Source organism: Marivita lacus, assembly GCF_014637725.1.
Classification (GTDB): Bacteria; Pseudomonadota; Alphaproteobacteria; order Rhodobacterales; family Rhodobacteraceae; genus Marivita; species Marivita lacus.
On record NZ_BMFC01000013.1, the window covers coordinates 26150 to 45502 of the forward strand.

The following is a 19353-nucleotide window of genomic DNA, read 5'->3' on the forward strand; positions in this document are numbered from 1 at the left end:
CGGCAGGGGGTAAGGTCGCCAGACACTGCCCCTGCATTCATCCGGTCGCAACCCGGAAACCGACACGAAAAAACGCCCCGGCTATGGCGTCCGGGGCGTCAAGGTGGTCTGCGAACAGACGAGGGGGGACGTATTACCAGTCTTTCGGACCCTTGTCGGCGAACTGGTGTACCAGGAAATCGATGAAGGCGCGCACCTTGGGCTGGGTGAACCGGCCCGGCGGGTAGACGGCATAAATGCCCTGCGTGTCGATCGGCAGGTCGGGCATCGCATCCTCGACCAGACCTTTTTCCATCGCGTCGGCATAAAGAAACGACGGCAGGTAAGCGATGCCCAGACCCGCCACGCAGGCGTTGAGCAGCGACTGACCGTCATTCACCGACAACCAACCAGCGGTGCGAATCTGGCGTTTTTCACCCGAAGGCGCGGTCACCTTCCAGACGTTGCCGCTGGACTGGTTCGAATAGTGCAAGAGCTTGTGCTCGTTGAGATCGTCGATTCGCCGCGGGCGACCGTATTTGTCGAAATACCCCGGTGCCGCAATCATGCGCTTGGTGGTCTCGGTCAGTTTGCGGGCGCGCAGCGTGCTGTCCTCCAGCTCTCCGATGCGCACCGCCATGTCGAACCCTTCGGAAATCAGTTCTACATAGCGGTTGTTCAGAACCATGTTCACCGTGATGTCCGGGAAGTCTGTCAGGAATTCACCCAGAACCGGCGAGAGGTGGTTGACCCCGAAATCGGTCGCCACGCTGATCCGCAACAGGCCCGAAGGCGCGGACTGCATCGACGTGACCAGCGCATCCGCCTCACCTGCATCGTTCAGAACCCGGCGCGCGCGGTCGTAATAGGCAAGACCGATCTCGGTCGGACTCACACGGCGCGTCGTCCGGTTCAAGAGCCGCGCACCAAGCCGGGCCTCAAGGGAGGACACATGCTTCGAGACAGCGGATTTCGAAATTCCCATCTTCTTGGCCGCGTCGGTAAAGCCACCCTGATCCACAACCGTGGCAAAGGCCTCCATTTCGGTAAGACGGTCCATACATATTCCTCGTGTTTCTTTGGATTGGGTATGTCCGTCAAATCAGGCGCGACTTGGGCGTTCTGCCGACAATATCTGGGTTTTCTTGGACAATGTCCTTGTCACGGAAACAGCCTCAAAGCGGCCCGACGCGATGCTCCGGACTGGGCGATGCGACACGATGGCCTACCTTTCCTGCCAGGCAGCGCGACTGCCTTATTGGGAGGACTATTATGAATCACCTTATTTTCGGCGCGGCCCTGGCCGTGTCAGCCTTCACTGCCGCATTCGCCGCCGACACACCGTCCGTCGAAGGCACACAACTCTACGTCGTCAACCTGCAGGACGGAGCGTCCGTCCAGTCACCGGTCACCATCATCTTCGGCCTGAGCGGCATGGGCGTCGCCCCGGCTGGTGTCGAAAAGGAAAGCACCGGTCATCATCACATATACCTCAACCGCCCTGCCTTCGGCGAGGCAGAGGGAGATGCGGAAATCGCCCAGAACGGTATACCGAGCGATGAAAACCACCTGCATTTCGGCGGCGGCCAGACCCAAACCACACTTGATCTGCCACCGGGCGATCATACGATCCAACTGGTTCTCGGGGATCAGTTCCACGTGCCCCACAACCCACCCGTGGTCAGCGATCTTATCACGATCACCGTCACCGAATAACAAAAAGCCGGGCGCACAGGCCCGGCTTTCCATCTTGGCATTGAGCGATGTGCCTTAGGCAGCCTTGCGCAGATGCTTGCCCTCTTCGATCTCTTCCACGATCTTGCCGACAAACGCCTTGAGGTCGTCCGGCTGACGGCTTGTGACGATCGCCTGATCGACGACAACCTCTTCGTCCTTCCAGTTCGCACCGGCGTTCTTCACGTCGGTCTTGATCGAATGGTAGGACGTGGCGTCGCGCCCCTTCAGGATACCGGCCTCAATCAGAACCCAAGGCGCGTGGCACACGGCGGCAATCGTCTTGCCCTGATCGTGAAACACCCGCACCAGTTCCAGCACGTCCTTGTCCACGCGCAGCAGATCGGGGTTGATCTGTCCACCGGGGATCACAAGCGCGTCGTAATCATCGGCTGAGACATCCGCGATCTTCGCGTCCGCATCGGCCTCTCGCCCCCAATCGCTGCCTTCCCAACCCTTGATCGCCTTGCCATCCAGCGTTGCGACATGCACCGTGGCGCCTTTGGCGCGCAGTTGATCGCGTGGAAATTCCAGTTCGGATTGTTCAAACCCATGGGTCGAGATGAGCAGGATCTTCGCGTCATTGATTGCAGGCATGTAGGCCTCCTGATGTGTTGAATGTCCAAGCGGGGCATGATGCCCCGCCGTCTGATCATTCAACGCATCGCCCGCCAACACGTTCCCTAGAGCCTCGCTGCCAATCGCGTGCCCTGATCGATTGCCCGCTTGGCATCCAGTTCCGCCGCCACATCCGCACCACCGATGATGTGACAGGCCACGCCCCGCGCCTCCAACGCATCGGCAAGCGACCGTTCCGACACCTGCCCGGCGCAGAGGACAACGGTATCGCAGGCGATCAATTCGGGCCGTTCGCGGGCCTCGCCGTAGGAGATGTGTAGCCCCTCGGCGTCGATGCGTTCGTAATTCACCCCTGCCTTCATCTGCACATCCTTCATCGTCAGGCTCATGCGATGAATCCAGCCGGTCGTCTTGCCCAGCCGCTTGCCAGGCTTTTCCGCCTTGCGCTGCAGCATCGTCACCTGACGCGCCGGCGGGCTGGGCTGCGCGCCATCGGGCGACAGACCAGACCGCGCCTCCGCCGGATCGGTGACACCCCACTCCTTCATCCACTCGGGCAGGTTCTCGGTCGGGCTTTCGCCCTCATGCACAAGGAATTCCGACACGTCGAACCCGATCCCGCCGGCCCCGATCACCGCAACCCGTTTGCCAACCGGCGCCTTGCCCCGCAACACATCGACATAGCCCAAAACGTTCGGCCCGTCCTGACCGTCGATCTGCGGATCACGCGGCAGAACGCCTGTTGCGACAATGACGTCGTCAAAGCCCGTCAGATCATCTGCCGTGACCGCCTTGCCCAGAACAACCGTGACCCCGGTTTCATCCAGCATCGTCCGGTACCACTCGACAAAGCCCCAGAACTCTTCCTTGCCTGGGATCTGCTTGGCCATGTTCAACTGCCCGCCGATCTCTTCGGCCTTGTCGAACAGCGTCACGTCATGACCCCGCTCTGCCGCCGTGATCGCCGCCGACAGGCCCGCAGGCCCCGCGCCCACCACCGCAACGCGCTTGGGGTTATCGGTTTGTTCAACAAGCAGCTCGGTCTCGAAACACGCTTTCGGGTTCACGAGACAGGACGAGATTTTCATCTGGAACGTGTGATCCAGACAGGCCTGGTTGCACGCGATGCAGGGCGCAATCTGCGCCGCCTTGCCTGCAGCCGCCTTGGCCACGAAATCCGGATCGGCCAAGAATGGCCGCGCCATGCTGACCATGTCGGCGCACCCATCGGCCAGCACCTGCTCGGCCACCTCGGGCGTGTTGATCCGGTTCGACGTGATGATCGGAATCCCCACCTTGCCCATCAGCTTTTTCGTCACCCAAGCAAACGCCGCGCGCGGCACGGAGGTGGCAATCGTCGGAATACGCGCCTCGTGCCAGCCGATGCCGGTGTTGATGATCGTGGCCCCCGCTTTTTCGATTTCCTGAGCAAGCTGCACGACCTCTTCGTGGGTCGACCCGTTCGGCACGAGGTCGATCATCGACAGCCGGTAGATGACGATGAACTCAGGCCCCACCGCTGCGCGCACGCGGCGCACCACCTCGACGGGCAGACGCATCCGGTTCTCGTACGATCCACCCCAGCGATCCGTACGCTTGTTGGTATGGGTGACAAGAAACTGGTTGAGGAAATACCCCTCCGATCCCATCACCTCGACCCCGTCATACCCGGCCTCCTGCGCGCGTTTCGCAGCGGTCACGATATCGCTGATCTGCTTTTCGATCCCGTCCTCGTCCAACTCGATTGGCGGAAACGGAGAGATAGGGGATTTGATCGCAGACGGAGCAACGCATTCTTTCCCATAGGCATAGCGCCCGGCATGCAGGATCTGCATCGCGATCTTGCCGCCTGCGTCATGCACCCGGTCCGTGACCATCCGGTGGTTGGCAATGTCCTGATCGGTGAACAGCCCCGACGCGCCGGGAAACACGCCGCCCTCGCGATTCGGTGCCATGCCGCCCGTCACCATCAACGCCACCCCGCCCCGCGCGCGGGTGGCATAGAACTCGGCCACCCGGTTCCAGTCGCCTGTTTCTTCGAGGTTGGTGTGCATCGACCCCATCAGCACGCGGTTCTTGAGCGTCGTGAACCCAAGGTCGAGCGGGGCCAGCATATGCTTGTATGTGGTCATGGCAGGACTCCTCTGTTGGCGTCACCTGACACGCACGAAGTTGACGTGTCACGCCCCAACGTCACGTCACGGCCTGTCATACCCGGCCGCATGACGCCCGGCCAAAAGCCCCGTCGCGAAACACGCGGTCAGCAGATAACCGCCCGTAGGTGCGTCCCAATCCAGCATCTCACCGGCGCAAAAGGTGCCGGGACGGTCCTTGAGCATCAGGGTGTCGTCCAACGCGTCGAATGACACACCCCCTGCGGTCGAGATCGCTTCGTCCATTGGACGGAGGCCAGAATGGTGGATGGGAAGCGCCTTCAACCGTGCGGCAAGCTGATCGAACGGAATGGGCGTGCCTTGCGTAAACTCGTTCCAGAGCGCGATCTTGACGGGGGGCAGCTTGAGCGTGTTGCGCAGGAGTTTCGCCATGCCTTTCTTGGCGGTTTCGGGCAGGCGCTTTTGCACCTCTTCGACGGACAGATCGGGCAGCAGATCCACTGTGAGCGTTGCCCCGTGACCGCGCAGCGCAGGGGCCAGCGTGTAAATGCCACCACCCTCAAGCCCCTGTTTGGACAGGATCGCCTCTCCGCGCGATGTCAGGTCACCCGCATGCCATTCGACAGATTTGATCGGCTGACCGAACTGCCCGGTCATGTGTTCGGACCAGTCGACCTGCAGCCCGACATTCGACGGCTGGAATGGCGCGACCTCGATGCCGTTCGCTGCGAAACGGGGCGCCCAGTGCCCGTCCGATCCCAACCGCGCCCAGCTTGCGCCGCCCAGCGCAAAGACCGTCACACGGGGCGTCAGCACCCGCGTGCCCTCGGGCGTGTCGAAATGGTGAATGTTGCTTTCCCAATCGACCCAGCGCCAGCGCGTGTGCCGTTCCAGCCCCAAAGCGTCGAGCCGCGCCAGCCAAGCGCGCAGAAGCGGCGATGCCTTCATCGCATGTGGAAACAGCCGCCCGGTCGATCCGGCAAAGGTCGTCTGTCCCAAAGCTTCGGTCCACGCCTTGACCTCATCCGGCCCAAACGCCTTGAGGCAGGCGCGCATGGTCGGGTGCAGCCCTTCGCCGTACGATGCCAGAAACGGCCCGAAAGCCTGCATCTTTGTCAGGTTCAACCCCGACTTGCCCGCCATCAGGAACTTGCGGCCAATAGACGGTTTCGCCTCGACCAGCGTGACCGCTCGACCACCTGCCAACAGTGCCTCAGCCGCCATCAGGCCCGCAGGCCCGCCACCGATGACCAGCGCGTCGGTCACTCTGCCGCGGGTGCGTTGCGCAGCTCGACAACGCGGTGGGGATAGGGGATTTCGATATTGTGCTCCTTGAGGACGTTCCAGATCAGGAACAACACGTCAGAGGCGTATTTGTTCTTGCCGTCATCGATCCCACTGACCCAGAACTCGACACAGAAGTCGATGCCGCTGTCACCAAAGCCGCGCAATTCGACATCCGGTTCCTCGGGCTTGCTCAGCACGCCGGGATGGGTTGCGACCGCCTTTGCCACGATGTCGGGGATCAGGTTGATGTCGGTGTCATAGCTGACCGAGAACGCCACTTCGAGACGGTTGGCGCTGCCCTGATCGGAATAGTTGATGATCCGCGTCGTGATGAAATCCTCGTTGGGCACGACGATCCAGCGGCCATCGAAGGTTTCGAGGATCATCGCGCGGGCCGTTGTCTTGACGATGGTGCCCGCCTGCCCGCTGTCCAGTTCGACATAATCGCCAACGGTCGCCTGCCCTTCGAGCAGCAGGATCACCCCGGAGATGTAGTTCGATGCGATCTTTTGCAGACCGAAACCAAGACCCACACCAATCGCACCACCCAGCACCGCCAGCGAAGTGAGCGGCACTCCGAGGATGTTCATCAAGAGTATGAAGGCGAAACCGAAGATCAGAAGTTCCGCCGCTTTGGCTGCAAGCTGCCGTGTGGCGGGCCGCATCTCTTCCTGCTTGCTGATATAGGCGGCGGACTGGTCATTCGACCAGCGCCCGAACCAGAACAGGAGTGCACCCACGATCACTCCGCGCAGCAAGGTCATCACCGAGAAGGAAATGTTTCCCAGCGAAATCATCGTGGCGTTCAAGCGCTCGGTCAGCGGGTCAAGCAGCCCGACTGCGTAAAGCGCCACCACCGGCAGCAATACGTAGCGCCCCAGCAGTTTCAGGAACGGATCGGTCAGGATGTCCCGCACGAGGATACGCGCAGCAAGGAAGAGGAACAGACCCTTGCCAAAGGCGATCACCGTGCCGGTGCCGAACGCGCTGCGGGTGACCTGCTCGCCGATGGCCGCGAACACGTAGGCCAGCACCGGCAAGAGCAGAGGAACCGTCAGCAGCAGCCACCGCCGCATCCGGGCCAGAAAAGACGCGCTGTCGGCAGGAGGCGTGAACAGGCGAAGCAGGGTCGGACGAATCCGCCGCGCCAGAACCACCGCTGCGAGGTAAGCCACGATCAGCAGCGCGAATTGCGTCCATGCCGCAGGGGACAGGAGCCAGCCAAGGGCGATCTCGTAGCCTTGCAGCGCGATATCCGCCATTTTCTGAACGATGGGCGGTTGCGCCGACAAATCCCAGTCCATGACGATTCCCTTGAAAAAGCACCATTACACCGCAGCTAATTGCCCTGCACCGCACCCTTTCACAAGCCTGACGCGTCGGAGACATATCTTGGTGACCGAACCTGACCCGACCTGCCCCCTTTGCCTGCGCCCGATTCCGCCGAGCGTGAAGCAGAGTCAGCATCACCTGATTCCGAAGCTGAAGGGCGGCAAGGGCGGGCCGACGGTGCTTGTGCACCACATCTGCCATCAGGAGATCCACGCAACCCTGACCGAAGCGGAACTGGCGCGGGAGTACAACACGCCCGAAGCGCTGCGCGATCATCCGCATCTTGCCACGTTTTTCCAGTGGGTCGCCAAGCGTCCGCCAGAGTTTCACGCGCGGGGGCGCAGCAGCCTGCGCAAACAGCGATCCCGCAAGCGGAAGAGATAGGTCAGCCAGAGATAGGTCAGATTGTGACCCCTATTGTTTCGCACGCGAAACATTGGGTCCGAACCGGTCTTATTAAGGTTTTCTTAAGGTTTTGAGCAGGACCCCGCGATCACAGGCGGATGACGTATTCCTTGGTCGTGGTTTCCACGACCTCCCATGTGCCAGAAAAGCCCGGACGCAGGATGAAACTGTCGCCTGCCCGAAGCTCGAACGCCTCGCCGCCGTGCTGGGTGATGATCGAATGACCTTCGAGAATGCGGCAGTATTCCCATTCGTCGTAACGGATGATCCACTTGCCCGGTGTCGCCTGCCATGTCCCGCAGTAGAGACCATCGGCCTCTTCGATGTTCCATGTGGTGAATTGCGGCGCGCCAGACAGGATGCGGTCAGCGGGCGGCTGATCGTGTTCGGCGGGACCGGTTGCGGTCATGCGGAGAAATGTCTCTGACATCTGGTCCCTCGGTTCAGGTCTGCGCCGGCCGTGATGGCGCGGGGATGTTCCGGATTAACTGGCGCTCATGCGCTCCATGTAGACGCGCATTTCCTCGGCCTCGTGGCGGGCATCACGCAGACCTTCCATCGCGGCGGCGAGTTCGGCCTCGGTCTGGGCCAGCTGGTTGGTCAGTTCGGCTTCGCGCTGCTGAAGATACGTGATCGCCTGATCGCGGGTTTCCTCGGCCTCGTGCAATTCCTGGCTCATGCGTTCAAGCTGATCCATGTCGGCCTGACTCACACGGGTGAAGCGGTGCACGAGCCAATTGGCAAACCACCCCAGACAGAACGCCACGAAAAGAATGATCGCTGTCGTGATGACAAATTCAGTTCTGTCCATCGCTGGGTTCCTCTGCGCCGTCAGTTTGTGATGTTTCGTCTGTTGGCGCGGATTCTTCAATGGTTTCCAGCGTTGTTTCCGTCTCTTCCACGGGTTCGGGTTGACGCAGTTTGAATTCGATGCGGCGGTTGGCCTCGCGGCCCTCTTCGGTGTCGTTGGTGGCGATGGGTTGTTCTTCGCCATAGCCGCGGACTTCGTAGCTGGCGGTCAGAACGCGACGCTCGCGCAGCGCGTCAACCACGGCTTGCGCGCGGTCCTGACTGAGCTGCTGGTTCATTTCCTCGCGCCCCTGACTGTCGGTGTGGCCCGCGATCACGAGAGGAATGTCCCCGCAAAGCTGCAACAGTTCGGCGATTTCATCCATGATGTCCCGTGTTGCGGCGTCAAGCGTGGCCGATCCCGGCTCGAACGTGATCTTGCGGTCACCGATGATCTCGACGATCTGCGCCTCGCATTCGGCGGGTGTGGGGATGCCCAGAAGCGGATCGAGCTTTTCCTGGTAGGTGATGTCGATTTCGAACAATTCGCTTTCGCCCAGCTTGTCAGCCAGAAGACCCGCGATTTCCGAGCTGGCATTCTGGTTTCCGGTGTTGCCGATGATCGTCAGCGCGTCCGGTGTGACCGTCACAGCACCGTTGGACAGGCGCGACAATGCCTCGAGTCCGGCCAGAACGCGGCTCGACCAGTTCGCAGGCAGGGTTTCGTCGACCCGCGCGGTGGTGCGGACGGTGGTCGATCCGAACGCGGCGCGGGCAAAGCTGTCTGCGGTCTGGCGCGCGATTTCGCTGTTGATGCGTCCACGCAGCTGCACATTGCCTTCGGGGCTGCGGGTGACGGTAAATTCGGGAATGCCTTGGGGCGCGGCTTCAGGCGGTGTCGGCAGGGTGGCGTTCACCACGAAGACATCCGGCAGGTCCGTCTCGAGCTCGCCGACGATGCGGTCAAACAGGCTCTGGTCCGTGCCTTCGAGCGCAAAGAGCGTCACATCGGCGTCGGCAAAGGTGATGCTGCCGCCGCCGAGGCCGTCGATGGCGCGAATGCCCATCGCGCTGGCCATGCCCCAATCGTTCGTCGGCGTGCCAAGGCCCAGCCGGCATTCCAGCTTGCCTTCAAGTCCTGCGGCAGAGGCGGCCTTGAGGATCTCGGCGCGGTCGTCTTCGGTCGGGGCCGCGCAGGCGTCAAAGCGCACGCCTTCGGCATCCTTGATGAAGCGCAAGGTGAACGGGGAAATCACGGGGCGCGGTGCCGTGATGTCGAGCGCCAGCCGAAGGTTGCCATCGGCGCGGCGGGCAAGATCAGCCTCGACCCGGCGGCGGGCATCCTCGTTTTCGGCAGCACCCTTGATGGTGACGCGACCCGCCTCGATCGAGATTTTCGACCGATCCAGCACGCGCAGTACGGAAACGGCATAGCTCAGCGCCTCTTCCAACCCGTCGGGCATCGGGTAATCCGCGATTTCCAGAAGGTCGGACAGGGGCGCATCGGGCACGGCGCGCCTGATGTCCTCGATCAGTTGATCGCGGTCCACGGCGGCGGGCAGCAGTCCGATCATCGACAACCCGCTGTCGTTGCGCAGGATCTCGACCGAAAAGCGTGGGGGCACGATGCCCTCGCTGTCGACGATGTCGATCTGGTCGATGACGCGTGCGGAATCGACCACCCGTCCCGCCGCGCTGAGCGCCTGGAAGCGGGCGGCCTCGGTGGGGGCGGTGCCGATCAGGAAGACCAGCAATCCGTTGGTGTCCACGTCGGCCCATGTCAGTGCATCACGGTCGAGTTCGGTACGAATGGCCCGTTCAGAGCTTTCCTCGACAGCCTCGGCGGCCACCCACGCAGTTGCGACGCTCAGAATCGCTGCAAACGCAAAGGCACAGAAAAGGATAAAGACAGAAGACAGGCGCATCCGCGTTCCGCGTCAGTTACAATTGGCAAAGCGATACGCCGCAGCGCCCCCGAGTGCAATCACGCGAAAAGCGCAGTGGCGAAAAACAGCACAGGGAGCAGACCCGCATCCCGGTTGGATCGGAAAAGCGAGAGCAGGCGGTCCATGTCGTCGAGCTTCAACCGCCGCATCTGCCACATCATGTGCCAACCCATCGCCCAAGGCCCGCCCAGCGCGATCACCAGCGCAAGGATCTCGCCCCTCGGCGCGGCGAGGATGATCGCAAAGCCCATCAGCGCCACGGTCAGGACAAGGAACCAGGCCAGATATCTGGGGGTCTGTTCGCCGAACAGACGGGCGGTGGATTTCACGCCGATCAGGGCGTCGTCTTCCTTGTCCTGATGTGCATAGATCGTGTCGTAGAAAAGGGTCCACGCCATGCCCGCCAGATAAAGAGCCACGGCAGGCCACTGGAGTTGCCCGGTATGGGCCGTCCACGCCAGCAGCGCGCCCCAGTTGAAGGCGATGCCCAGAAACACCTGCGGCCACCATGTGAACCGCTTGGCGAACGGGTAGATCGCCACCGGCACAAGCGCGATGATCCCGAGCAGGATCGCCTGCAGCGGAAAGGTGATCAGGATGAGGAACGCCACGAGCGACTGGATCACGGCCCAGGCCAGCGCCTGTTTCACCGTGACCTGACCAGAGGGAATCGGCCGTGACGCGGTGCGGGCGACCGAGCCGTCGATGTCGCGGTCGGTGATGTCGTTCCACGTGCAGCCCGCGCCGCGCATCAGGAACGCCCCGATGCCGCAGCCAAGGATGATCCACGCATCGAAGATCCGCATCTCGCCGGTGTGGAACATCGCCAGCAGCGTTCCCCATACACAGGGCAGATAGAGCAGCCATGTGCCGATGGGCCGGTCTGCCCGGCTCAGCCGCAGATAGGGGCGCGTCCATGCGGGGGCATGGCTGTCGACCCAATTGCCCGTGACGGCATCTGCGACCTGACCGCTCTGGTCTGGTGAAATCTGCGGGCCGGGCATATGTGTTGCTCCATGAGTTCGAAGACGCGTGCAAAAGTCAGGCTTTTTGTAGAGCAGCCGCTTGGGGCGGTACAACCGGTTCCTCTGACGCGGGAGCAGGCGCATTACCTGTTCGGCGTGATGCGGATGGGTGTGGGTGATCCCGTGGCGCTGTTCAACGGGCATGACGGCGAATGGCAGGCCGTTGTCGCGGAGGCGGGCAAGCGCGGGGGCATATTGGTGTGCCGCGAGCAGTCACAGACCCAGACGGTGCCGCCGGACCTGTGGCTGCTGTTCGCCCCGATCAAGAAGGCGCGCACGGATTTCATTGTCGAAAAGGCCGTCGAGATGGGCGCGCGCCGCATCGTGCCGGTGCAGACGGCACACACCAATTCCGAGCGCATTCGGCAGGACCGGTTGCAGGCGCACGCGATTGAGGCGGCAGAGCAATGCGGTGGCGTCTTCGTGCCAGAGGTGACCGACCTGACACGGCTGGATCGCCTGCTGGACACTTGGGATGCCACACGCCGTATCGCGTTTTGCGACGAAACGCTGGCCGGAGAGAGCGGACGATTGCCCGATGCGCCGGGACCGTGGGCGATTCTGATCGGGCCGGAAGGCGGGTTTTCAGAGGGCGAACGGACACGGTTGCGAGGTATGGAGCATGCCACGCCGATCAGCCTCGGCCCCCGCATCCTGCGTGCCGATACGGCGGCGGTGGCGGCGCTGACGCTTTGGCAGAGCACGTTGGGGGACTGGGCATGACGGATTTTCGGTCAACCGAAAATCATGCATCCGTCGACGGATGCAGCGCGCGCGGTGAACCCCGATGAGCTTTGTCCGGCCTGAAGTGCGCGCAGCCATCCTGCGCTGGCGCGAGGCGCTGGTCGGGGCTGCGGTCCTTTTGCTGGGGCTGTACTGGAGCTTTGGCCTGACGCCGGGACTGCTGTCCTGGATCGGGTATCTTGCGCTTTTCCTGGGTGCTGCGCTGTTCTTTGCCGGGTTGCAGCGCGGTCGCGCCCGTGTCGGCGGCGGTGGGCCGGGCGTGGTGCAGGTGGTCGAACGGCGGATCGGCTATTTCGGACCGCTGAATGGCGGCTTGGTCGATCTGGACGCGATCACCTCGCTGAGCCTCGATCCCACCGAACATCCGCGCCATTGGGTCATCACCCACGAACATGGCCCGGCCTTGCACATTCCGGTCAATGCCGAGGGCGCGGATGTGCTGTTCGACACCTTCGCCAGCCTGCCCGGCCTGAGCCCCGGGCGCGTCGCCTCGACCTTGAAACACGAGGGCACCGTGCCAATTGTGCTTTGGCGCAGACCAGACCTTGAGAAACGCATCACGCGCCTGCATTGACAGCCCGAAGAAATCAGCCCAAGGCTGACCGCGATTTACGAGCAGACAGACCGGAGACGCGCCATGTCCATTCCCCAGTCCGGCGGTGGGCCCATCGAAAACGAGGGCCAGCTGGCGCAGTATCTTGCCGAGGGCTGCAAGCCCAAGGACGATTGGCGCATCGGCACCGAGCACGAGAAATTCGGCTATTGCAAGGACACGCTGCGCCCGCTGCCCTATGAGGGCCAACGGTCGATCCTTGCCGTGCTCGAAGGGCTGCGTGACGCGCATGGCTGGGAGCCGGTCACCGAAGGCGGCAACCTGATCGGGCTGGTCAAGGACGGCGCGAACATCTCTCTCGAACCGGGTGGCCAGTTGGAACTGTCCGGCGCACCGCTCGAGACGATCCACCAGACCTGCGACGAGGTGAACGATCACCTGCGCGACGTGAAGGACATTTCCGACAAGATCGGCGTCGGCTTCATCGGTCTGGGCGCTGCGCCGATCTGGCAGCATGAGGACATGCCGCTTATGCCCAAGGGGCGCTACAAGCTGATGGACAGCTACATGGAAAAGGTCGGCACCGCCGGCACCACCATGATGCGGCGCACCTGTACGGTTCAGGTGAACCTCGACTTCTCGTCCGAGGCGGACATGGTGCAAAAGATGCGCGTGGCGCTGGCGTTGCAGCCGGTGGCCAATGCGCTGTTCGCCACGTCACCGTTTTTCGAGGGCAAGCTGAACGGCCACAAGAGCTGGCGGGGGCGCGTGTGGCGGCATCTGGATGATGCGCGCACGGGGATGCTGCCCTTCGTCTTCGAAGAGGGTTTCGGATTCGAGGCCTGGGTACAGTACGCGCTCGATGTGCCGATGTATTTCGTCTACCGCGACGGGGTCTACCACAACGCGCTGGGGCAGTCGTTTCGCGACTTCCTGAAGGGCGAACTGCCTGCGATGCCGGGTGAAATCCCGACGCTGTCGGATTGGGCCGATCACCTGACGACGATCTTTCCCGAGGCGCGGGTCAAGAAATACATCGAGATGCGCGGAGCCGATGGCGGCCCGTGGCGGCGGCTTTGTGCGCTGCCCGCGTTCTGGGTCGGCCTGACCTATGATCAGTCGGCGCTGGATGCGGCCTGGGATCTGGTCAAGGATTGGGATGCCGAAACCCGCGAGGCCCTGCGCGTGGCGGCGTCGGTCGACGGGCTGCACGCCAAGGTCAACGGCATCGACATGCTGGATCTGGCGCGCGAGACGCTCAAGATTTCCGAGGCGGGTCTTGTTGCGCGCGCACGTCCCGGAGCGGGCGGGCTTGTGCCGGACGAGACACATTTCCTCAATGCGCTGAAAGACAGCGTGGAGACCGGCAAGACCCTCGCCGATGAGCTGATCGACCATTACAAAGGTGATTGGAACGGCGATCTGACGCGGATTTACGGCGAATACAGCTACTGACGTCCAAGAAAAAAGCCGCCTTGCAGCGGCTTTTTCAATCTCGATTTCGCAACCTGGTCAGTACCCGATGGCGCAGCCGTCCTTGCGGGGATCGGACGCGCCTTCAAGAACGCCGTGATCGTGGATCATGATCGCCTGAGCGCCGCCAATGGCCACCTCGGGTGTTTCCACGACGTGTCCCATGTCAGCCAGCTCCGCACGCACGGTGTCGGAATAGCCACGTTCCACCATCAGCTTGCCGTTCTCGGCGAAGCAGCGCGGTGCATCCAGCGCCGCCTGCGGGGTGAGCCCGAAATCCGTCAAGTTGGTGACAGCCCGCGCGTGACCGCAGGCCTGGTACTGCCCGCCCATCACACCGAACGGCACCGACACGCGACCGGAATCGCGCAGCATCCCCGGAATGATCGTGTGCATGGGCCGCTTGCCGCCGCCATATTCGTTCGCGTGCCCCTCTTGCAGGGTAAAGCCCGCACCACGGTTTTGGAACAGGACGCCGAATTTCTCGGAGGCGAGGCCGGATCCGAAGCTGTGGAAGATCGAATAGATCAACGACACGACCGTGCGGTCCTTGTCGACGACCGTGATGTAGATCGTGTCCTTGTGCACCGCCTCGCTCAGGGCGGCTGGACCGGCCATCGCTTTTTTCGGGTCGATCAGCGCTGCCAGCCTTTGCGCGGTGTCCATCGACAGCATGTGATCCAGCTTGGTCATGTGGTCGGGATCGGCCACGAACCGGTTGCGGGCATCATAAGCCAGCTTGGTCGCCTCGGCCTCGATATGCGCGCGTTCGGCTCCGAACGGATCAAGCGACGCGATGTCGAACTGCGACAGGATGTTGAGCAGCAGGATGGCCGTTGCGCCCTGCCCGTTCGGGGCATGTTCGAGCAATTCGCGCCCTTGGTACGTGCCGCTGATGGGTGCGCCCGTCGTGGTCGCCGTATTGGCGAAATCGGCCTCGGTGTGCTTGCCGCCCAAAGCGTTGAGCGTGGCCAGCATGTCTTCGGCCACTTCGCCCTTGTAGAACCCGTCACGGCCGTCCTTGGCGATGCGGCGCAGCACCTCGGCATTGCCCGGAAGCTGGAACACCTGCCCGCGCTTGGGGGCCGATCCCTGCACGAGGAAATGCGACTGAGCATGGCCTTGCAGCAGGTGGGCGTTGTTGTTCCAGTCCCACGCGACCCGGTCCGCCACGGGCAGCCCGTTTTCCATGTAGTCGATGGCCGGGGCAAGGCTGTCGGCGATGCCAAGACGGCCCCATTGTTCGGACATGGTGCAGAACGCGTCGATGGCTCCGGGAACGGTCACCGCTTCGGGACCGTAGAGCGGCACTGTCGTCGCGCCCTTGCTGCGGAGGTCGTCGGCTGTCGCGGCGGCCGGTGCGCGGCCCGATCCATTGATCGCGATCACGTCATCGCCACCCGCAGGCGAGATCAGCGCAAAGCAATCGCCGCCGATCCCGGTCATCGCCGGTTCGGCCTGGCCGAGGATCACCGCACCCGCGATGGCGGCGTCAACGGCGTTGCCCCCGCGCTTGAGAATATCGATGGCCGCTTGTGCCGCGAGCGGGTGCGACGTCGCACACATCCCGTTTGTTGCCAGCACCGCAGACCGGCCCGGCATTTGAAAATCGCGCATAGGTTCTGTCCCTTCCCTTTTGCGGGCCAAAATAGGCAGACGCCGGGGGAGGTCAATCAGATGATGGGAGGGGGGAAACAGTTACCTCGACGTCGCACACTGGGTGGGGGCTGTTAATGGTACGACGCCGAGGTGAAGCTTTGTGCAGCTACCCTTATGTTTTCACCTTGAACCAAGGCCACAATTCGGAGCGATTGCGGCCATTTCTTGTCAGCGTTTCCATAAATCAGGGTAAAATATCCTTTAATTTCATGACTATTTCCGGTGCGTGGACAATTGCGGGAAACATGACGAAACCGTGTCAGCCAGGATGCGTTCCGGGGATGCGAAAGAGCAGACAAAGACGGTTCCGGCCAGCTTTGCGCGTGTATCTTGTCCTCGAGGCGAGGGCGCGAATCAAAAACCAGCCATAGCCGCCTTCGCTCCGGTCTTGGGGATCGGGCACCTGCCCGTCTGGATTCGCGTTGTCGCGAAACGGATGCCCCCAATCTGTCAGATGAAGGCACAGGCTGGTTTTGGTCAAAGTCACACGCAGCGCCACTGCGCCGAAATCCGGACCGGCATAGGCATGTTCAACGATGTTGTTGATCGCTTCGGCCAGCACGATCTGCACATCGTCGCGCAGGGACGCGGCGTCGCACTGCGCCAGCGTGTGATCCACCTGTTGCAAGAGATCGGGCGTCAGCCCGTCCAGCGCGGGAACACAGAGGGCAAGAAGACAGGACCGTTCAGGTCTTGCCGGGGGCAATGGCCTGATCCGCATCGGCATGGATCGTGAAGATCGTGTCCATCCGGGTGAGGCGAAACACCTTGTCCACGATCGGTTGCAGCGCCGCCAGTTCCAGCGTCTGGCCGGGGCGGAGCTGTTTCATCGATGCGACAACCGCACCCAGCCCGCTGGAATCGATAAAGATGACCTGTTGCAGATCGAGAATGTATCGCCCGTCCCCGCGGGTGGTCAGCGACCTCATCTCCTCCTTGAACTGGAGAGCGGTGGGCGCGTCGATACGCGTTGCGTTGACGCGGATAAGAGTGGCAGCGGCGTGATGTTCGACGATCAGTTCCATGGAGCCTCGACAATTGATGTGCCGGACACCCTAGACGCCAATCCTTACCATCCGGTATGCAAGGCCGAACACTCGGAACCGGGAGGACATCACATGGCAGAGGTCGTGATCACAGGTGCCGCGCGCACCGCGATGGGAGGCTTTCAGGGCGCGTTTTCCGACGCCTCGGCGGTTGATCTCGGGGGCAGCGCGATCCGCGCCGCATTGCAACAGGCGGGCGCTCCCGACGTTGACGAGGTGCTGATGGGCTGCGTGCTGCCTGCCGGGCAGGGCCAAGCTCCCGCACGGCAGGCGGGCTTTGCCGCCGGTCTGGGCGAAGACGTGCCTGCCACGACCCTCAACAAGATGTGCGGGTCGGGCATGAAAGCCGCGATGATGGCGTTCGACGCCATCGCCCTTGGTCGCGCGACCACAATTGTTGCGGGTGGCATGGAATCCATGACCAACGCGCCCTACCTGCTGCCCAAGATGCGCGGTGGTGCTCGTCTCGGGCATGGGCAAGTGATTGACCACATGTTCCTTGACGGGTTGGAAGACGCCTATGACAAAGGCCGTTTGATGGGCACCTTTGCCGAGGACTGCGCCGAAGCGTACCAGTTCACCCGCGAGGCGCAGGACGACTACGCGCTGCGGTCGCTGTCCAACGCGCTGGAGGCCCAGAAATCCGGTGCATTCGACGCGGAGATCACACCGGTCACTTTTGCCACCCGCAAGGGCGACGTGACGGTGCATGAAGACGAACAGCCCGGCACGGTACGCCCCGACAAGATCCCGACGCTCAGGCCTGCGTTTCGCAAGGATGGAACAGTGACACCCGCCAACAGCTCGTCCATCTCGGACGGTGCCGCGGCGCTGATCCTGACCACGGCAGAGGCCGCCGGTGACCGCGCCCGCGCCCGGATCGTCGGTCATGCCAGCCATGCGCAGGCCCCCGGCCTCTTCACCACCGCGCCTGTGCCCGCGGCGCAAAAGCTTCTCGACCAGATCGGCTGGTCCAAGGAGGATGTGGATCTCTGGGAGGTGAACGAGGCGTTTGCGGTGGTTTCGATGGCCTTCATGCACGAAATGGGTCTCTCGCGCGACATCGTGAACGTCAATGGCGGTGCCTGTGCGCTGGGTCATCCCATCGGCGCATCCGGCGCGCGCATCATGGTCACGCTGCTCAATGCGCTCGAAAAGCGCGGGCTCAGGCGTGGGATCGCGGCGATCTGCATCGGTGGCGGCGAAGGCACCGCCATCGCGATCGAGCGTCTGTGATCATGGGTGTGGACTACCCGACGCTTGCCAAGACCATCGCCGCGCTGACGGCGGGCGAGACCGATCCGGTCAGCCTGATGGCCACCGTTGCCTGCGAGGTGCATCACGCCGATGAGCGTTTCGACTGGACGGGGTTTTACCGGGTGGCCGGGCCGAAAATGCTCAAGATCGGGCCGTACCAAGGCGGTCACGGCTGTCTGACAATCCCGTTTTCACGCGGGGTCTGCGGTGCCGCGGCGCGGACCGGCGAGGTGCAATTGGTCCCGGATGTGGATGCTTTTCCCGGCCATATCGCCTGTGCGTCCTCGACACGGTCGGAACTGGTCCTGCCGGTGTGGAACGGCAAGGGGCGCCTGCTGGGCGTGTTCGATATAGACAGCGATCTGCCGGATGCGTTCACGCAAGCGGATGCCGATGCGCTGGATGCGATCCTGAAGCACAGTTTCGCACAAGTGCTTTGACCTGCGTTCAAGTCCCGGACCATGTCGGGAGAACCCCTTGAACTGGTTGAGTGAAAACCGTCACGCCAGCCCGATGAAGGACAGGATGGCGATGACGATCACGACGAGACCGACGATGTAGATGATGCTGTTCATTGGACACTCCTGACGTTGTTTGATCTTCTCACTCAACAGACAGGGTCGGGAAATTGTTCCTTCGGGCAAGCGGGTGCCGATATCCTGCGCGAGACCTTTGCCGAGATTCCTTGATCCGTGCTTTCACAATTCCGGATGCGTCGTTCGGTGCGGCGGGTCGGGAATGTCCGGTGGTGTCCATTCAAAAAACAGACGGTGACACACCTTCCTAATATTTTCCCGCTCTCTTGCGGCGTGCGATCCAGTTGGCAGCTGTTTCGTCACCAATGACGTTGTTTTCAACGAAGATCGAACAGACCTTGCCGTCTTCCCATCCGCCGACCGCGTCCCAAATCTCGTTCATCGCCTTGATCGAGTCCTTGATGCCGTTCTCTGTCTTGCTCATTCCGGGAGCAATGCATCCTGCGAGCGTAAAGGCGTTGTCATTCAAAGCGTCGTGAACAAGGTGTGTCCGGATGCCCTCGTGATTGAACCGCAGGCATTTGACCTTAACACCGCCTTTGCGATCGGTATTCTTGTAATCGACGACAAGCCTGTAAGTGCCCTTTCGAACAAAGGTGTAGCCATTTCCACGCTCGATTGTTGGCCAGGTCTTGTTTCCGAGGGTGAGCTCTCCGAAAATCGTTCCATCCGAATTCGGGGTTACGGATCGGCGGAACGTGAAAAAGTGGATTCTTTCGAACCCGCATTTCTGGTCGGTCGGCTGGCTGAGAAACGAAAACGGTTCTGCGGGCATCATCGAAAACGAAAACGGTTCTGTGGACATAACAACTCCAATTGAAAAAAATTTTCTCTAAAGGTCATACGATACCGCACTTTACGGAATCTGGCAAGTTTGCAAACTTTCCCATATGAA

20 protein-coding genes are annotated in these 19353 nt (G+C 62.0%); 7 read left to right on the top strand and 13 right to left on the bottom strand.

All coding sequences use genetic code 11. The annotated features are described in order from the left end of the window. Positions 1-133: 133 nt before the first annotated feature. Entirely contained in the window at positions 134-1039 is a 906-nt protein-coding gene (locus tag IEV82_RS18715; RefSeq protein ID WP_188483605.1) for a LysR family transcriptional regulator, read from the bottom strand. 212 nt (positions 1040-1251) lie between these two features. Here IEV82_RS18715 and IEV82_RS18720 point away from each other — a divergent pair, with 212 nt between their 5' ends. After that, a complete protein-coding gene (locus tag IEV82_RS18720) occupies positions 1252-1695 on the top strand; it encodes a DUF4399 domain-containing protein (RefSeq protein ID WP_188483606.1) in 444 nt (147 codons plus the stop codon). A 54-nt stretch (positions 1696-1749) separates the two neighbouring features. On the opposite strand, the gene IEV82_RS18725 is transcribed toward IEV82_RS18720, so the two are convergent. The 4 genes from IEV82_RS18725 to IEV82_RS18740 form a co-directional block, all read right to left on the bottom strand. After that, positions 1750-2310, bottom strand: coding sequence for a type 1 glutamine amidotransferase domain-containing protein (locus IEV82_RS18725; RefSeq protein ID WP_188483607.1), 561 nt, complete (start codon positions 2308-2310; stop codon positions 1750-1752). Positions 2311-2396: 86 nt separating this feature from the next. Further along, a complete protein-coding gene (locus IEV82_RS18730) occupies positions 2397-4424 on the bottom strand; it encodes an NADPH-dependent 2,4-dienoyl-CoA reductase (RefSeq protein ID WP_188483608.1) in 2028 nt (675 codons plus the stop codon). A gap of 66 nt (positions 4425-4490) precedes the next feature. Then, positions 4491-5672, bottom strand: coding sequence for a BaiN/RdsA family NAD(P)/FAD-dependent oxidoreductase (locus tag IEV82_RS18735; RefSeq protein WP_188483609.1), 1182 nt, complete (start codon positions 5670-5672; stop codon positions 4491-4493). Beyond that, positions 5669-6997 (bottom strand): mechanosensitive ion channel family protein, encoded by a 1329-nt coding sequence (locus IEV82_RS18740; RefSeq protein ID WP_188483610.1) that lies wholly within the window; start codon positions 6995-6997, stop codon positions 5669-5671. The genes IEV82_RS18735 and IEV82_RS18740 overlap by 4 nt, the downstream gene beginning before the upstream one ends. Before the next feature lie 91 nt (positions 6998-7088). On the opposite strand from IEV82_RS18740, the gene IEV82_RS18745 reads away from it, so the two are divergent. Then, a complete protein-coding gene (locus tag IEV82_RS18745) occupies positions 7089-7409 on the top strand; it encodes an HNH endonuclease (RefSeq protein ID WP_188483611.1) in 321 nt (106 codons plus the stop codon). 109 nt (positions 7410-7518) lie between these two features. Here IEV82_RS18745 and IEV82_RS18750 read toward each other — a convergent pair whose 3' ends face one another. Genes IEV82_RS18750 through ubiA form a run of 4 tightly spaced genes read right to left on the bottom strand, consistent with a single transcriptional unit; the run spans position 7519 to position 11169 of the window. Then, positions 7519-7860 (bottom strand): cupin domain-containing protein, encoded by a 342-nt coding sequence (locus IEV82_RS18750; RefSeq protein ID WP_188483612.1) that lies wholly within the window; start codon positions 7858-7860, stop codon positions 7519-7521. 54 nt (positions 7861-7914) lie between these two features. Further along, on the bottom strand, positions 7915-8241 hold the full coding sequence (locus IEV82_RS18755) for a hypothetical protein (RefSeq protein ID WP_188483613.1): 327 nt from the start codon (positions 8239-8241) through the stop codon (positions 7915-7917). Next, a complete protein-coding gene (locus IEV82_RS18760; RefSeq protein ID WP_188483614.1) occupies positions 8228-10144 on the bottom strand; it encodes an OmpA family protein in 1917 nt (638 codons plus the stop codon). The genes IEV82_RS18755 and IEV82_RS18760 overlap by 14 nt, the downstream gene beginning before the upstream one ends. 59 nt (positions 10145-10203) lie before the next feature. Continuing rightward, complete coding sequence (gene ubiA, locus IEV82_RS18765) at positions 10204-11169, bottom strand: 4-hydroxybenzoate octaprenyltransferase (protein ID WP_229747923.1); 966 nt, start codon at positions 11167-11169, stop codon at positions 10204-10206. A gap of 12 nt (positions 11170-11181) precedes the next feature. On the opposite strand from ubiA, the gene IEV82_RS18770 reads away from it, so the two are divergent. From IEV82_RS18770 to IEV82_RS18780, 3 genes are all read left to right on the top strand, one after another. After that, complete coding sequence (locus IEV82_RS18770; protein WP_188483616.1) at positions 11182-11913, top strand: 16S rRNA (uracil(1498)-N(3))-methyltransferase; 732 nt, start codon at positions 11182-11184, stop codon at positions 11911-11913. A 64-nt stretch (positions 11914-11977) separates the two neighbouring features. Then, complete coding sequence (locus tag IEV82_RS18775) at positions 11978-12508, top strand: hypothetical protein (RefSeq protein ID WP_188483617.1); 531 nt, start codon at positions 11978-11980, stop codon at positions 12506-12508. A gap of 63 nt (positions 12509-12571) precedes the next feature. After that, positions 12572-13942: a glutamate--cysteine ligase gene (locus tag IEV82_RS18780; protein WP_188483618.1), complete on the top strand. Its 1371-nt coding sequence runs from the start codon at positions 12572-12574 to the stop codon at positions 13940-13942. Positions 13943-13999: 57 nt separating this feature from the next. On the opposite strand, the gene IEV82_RS18785 is transcribed toward IEV82_RS18780, so the two are convergent. The 3 genes from IEV82_RS18785 to IEV82_RS18795 form a co-directional block, all read right to left on the bottom strand. After that, a complete protein-coding gene (locus IEV82_RS18785; protein WP_188483619.1) occupies positions 14000-15577 on the bottom strand; it encodes a gamma-glutamyltransferase family protein in 1578 nt (525 codons plus the stop codon). A 301-nt stretch (positions 15578-15878) separates the two neighbouring features. Beyond that, complete coding sequence (locus tag IEV82_RS18790; protein WP_188483620.1) at positions 15879-16325, bottom strand: ATP-binding protein; 447 nt, start codon at positions 16323-16325, stop codon at positions 15879-15881. Then, positions 16306-16644, bottom strand: a complete 339-nt coding sequence (locus tag IEV82_RS18795; protein ID WP_188483621.1) for an STAS domain-containing protein — start codon at positions 16642-16644, stop codon at positions 16306-16308. The genes IEV82_RS18790 and IEV82_RS18795 overlap by 20 nt, the downstream gene beginning before the upstream one ends. 93 nt (positions 16645-16737) lie before the next feature. Here IEV82_RS18795 and IEV82_RS18800 point away from each other — a divergent pair, with 93 nt between their 5' ends. Next, the gene (locus tag IEV82_RS18800) at positions 16738-17901 is read left to right on the top strand and encodes a thiolase family protein (protein WP_188483622.1); all 1164 of its coding nucleotides are present in this window, start codon (positions 16738-16740) and stop codon (positions 17899-17901) included. A gap of 2 nt (positions 17902-17903) precedes the next feature. Beyond that, positions 17904-18362 (top strand): free L-methionine (R)-S-oxide reductase MsrC, encoded by a 459-nt coding sequence (gene msrC / locus IEV82_RS18805; RefSeq protein ID WP_188483623.1) that lies wholly within the window; start codon positions 17904-17906, stop codon positions 18360-18362. 343 nt (positions 18363-18705) lie between these two features. On the opposite strand, the gene IEV82_RS18810 is transcribed toward msrC, so the two are convergent. After that, entirely contained in the window at positions 18706-19236 is a 531-nt protein-coding gene (locus tag IEV82_RS18810) for a hypothetical protein (RefSeq protein ID WP_188483624.1), read from the bottom strand. Positions 19237-19353 lie beyond the last annotated feature (117 nt).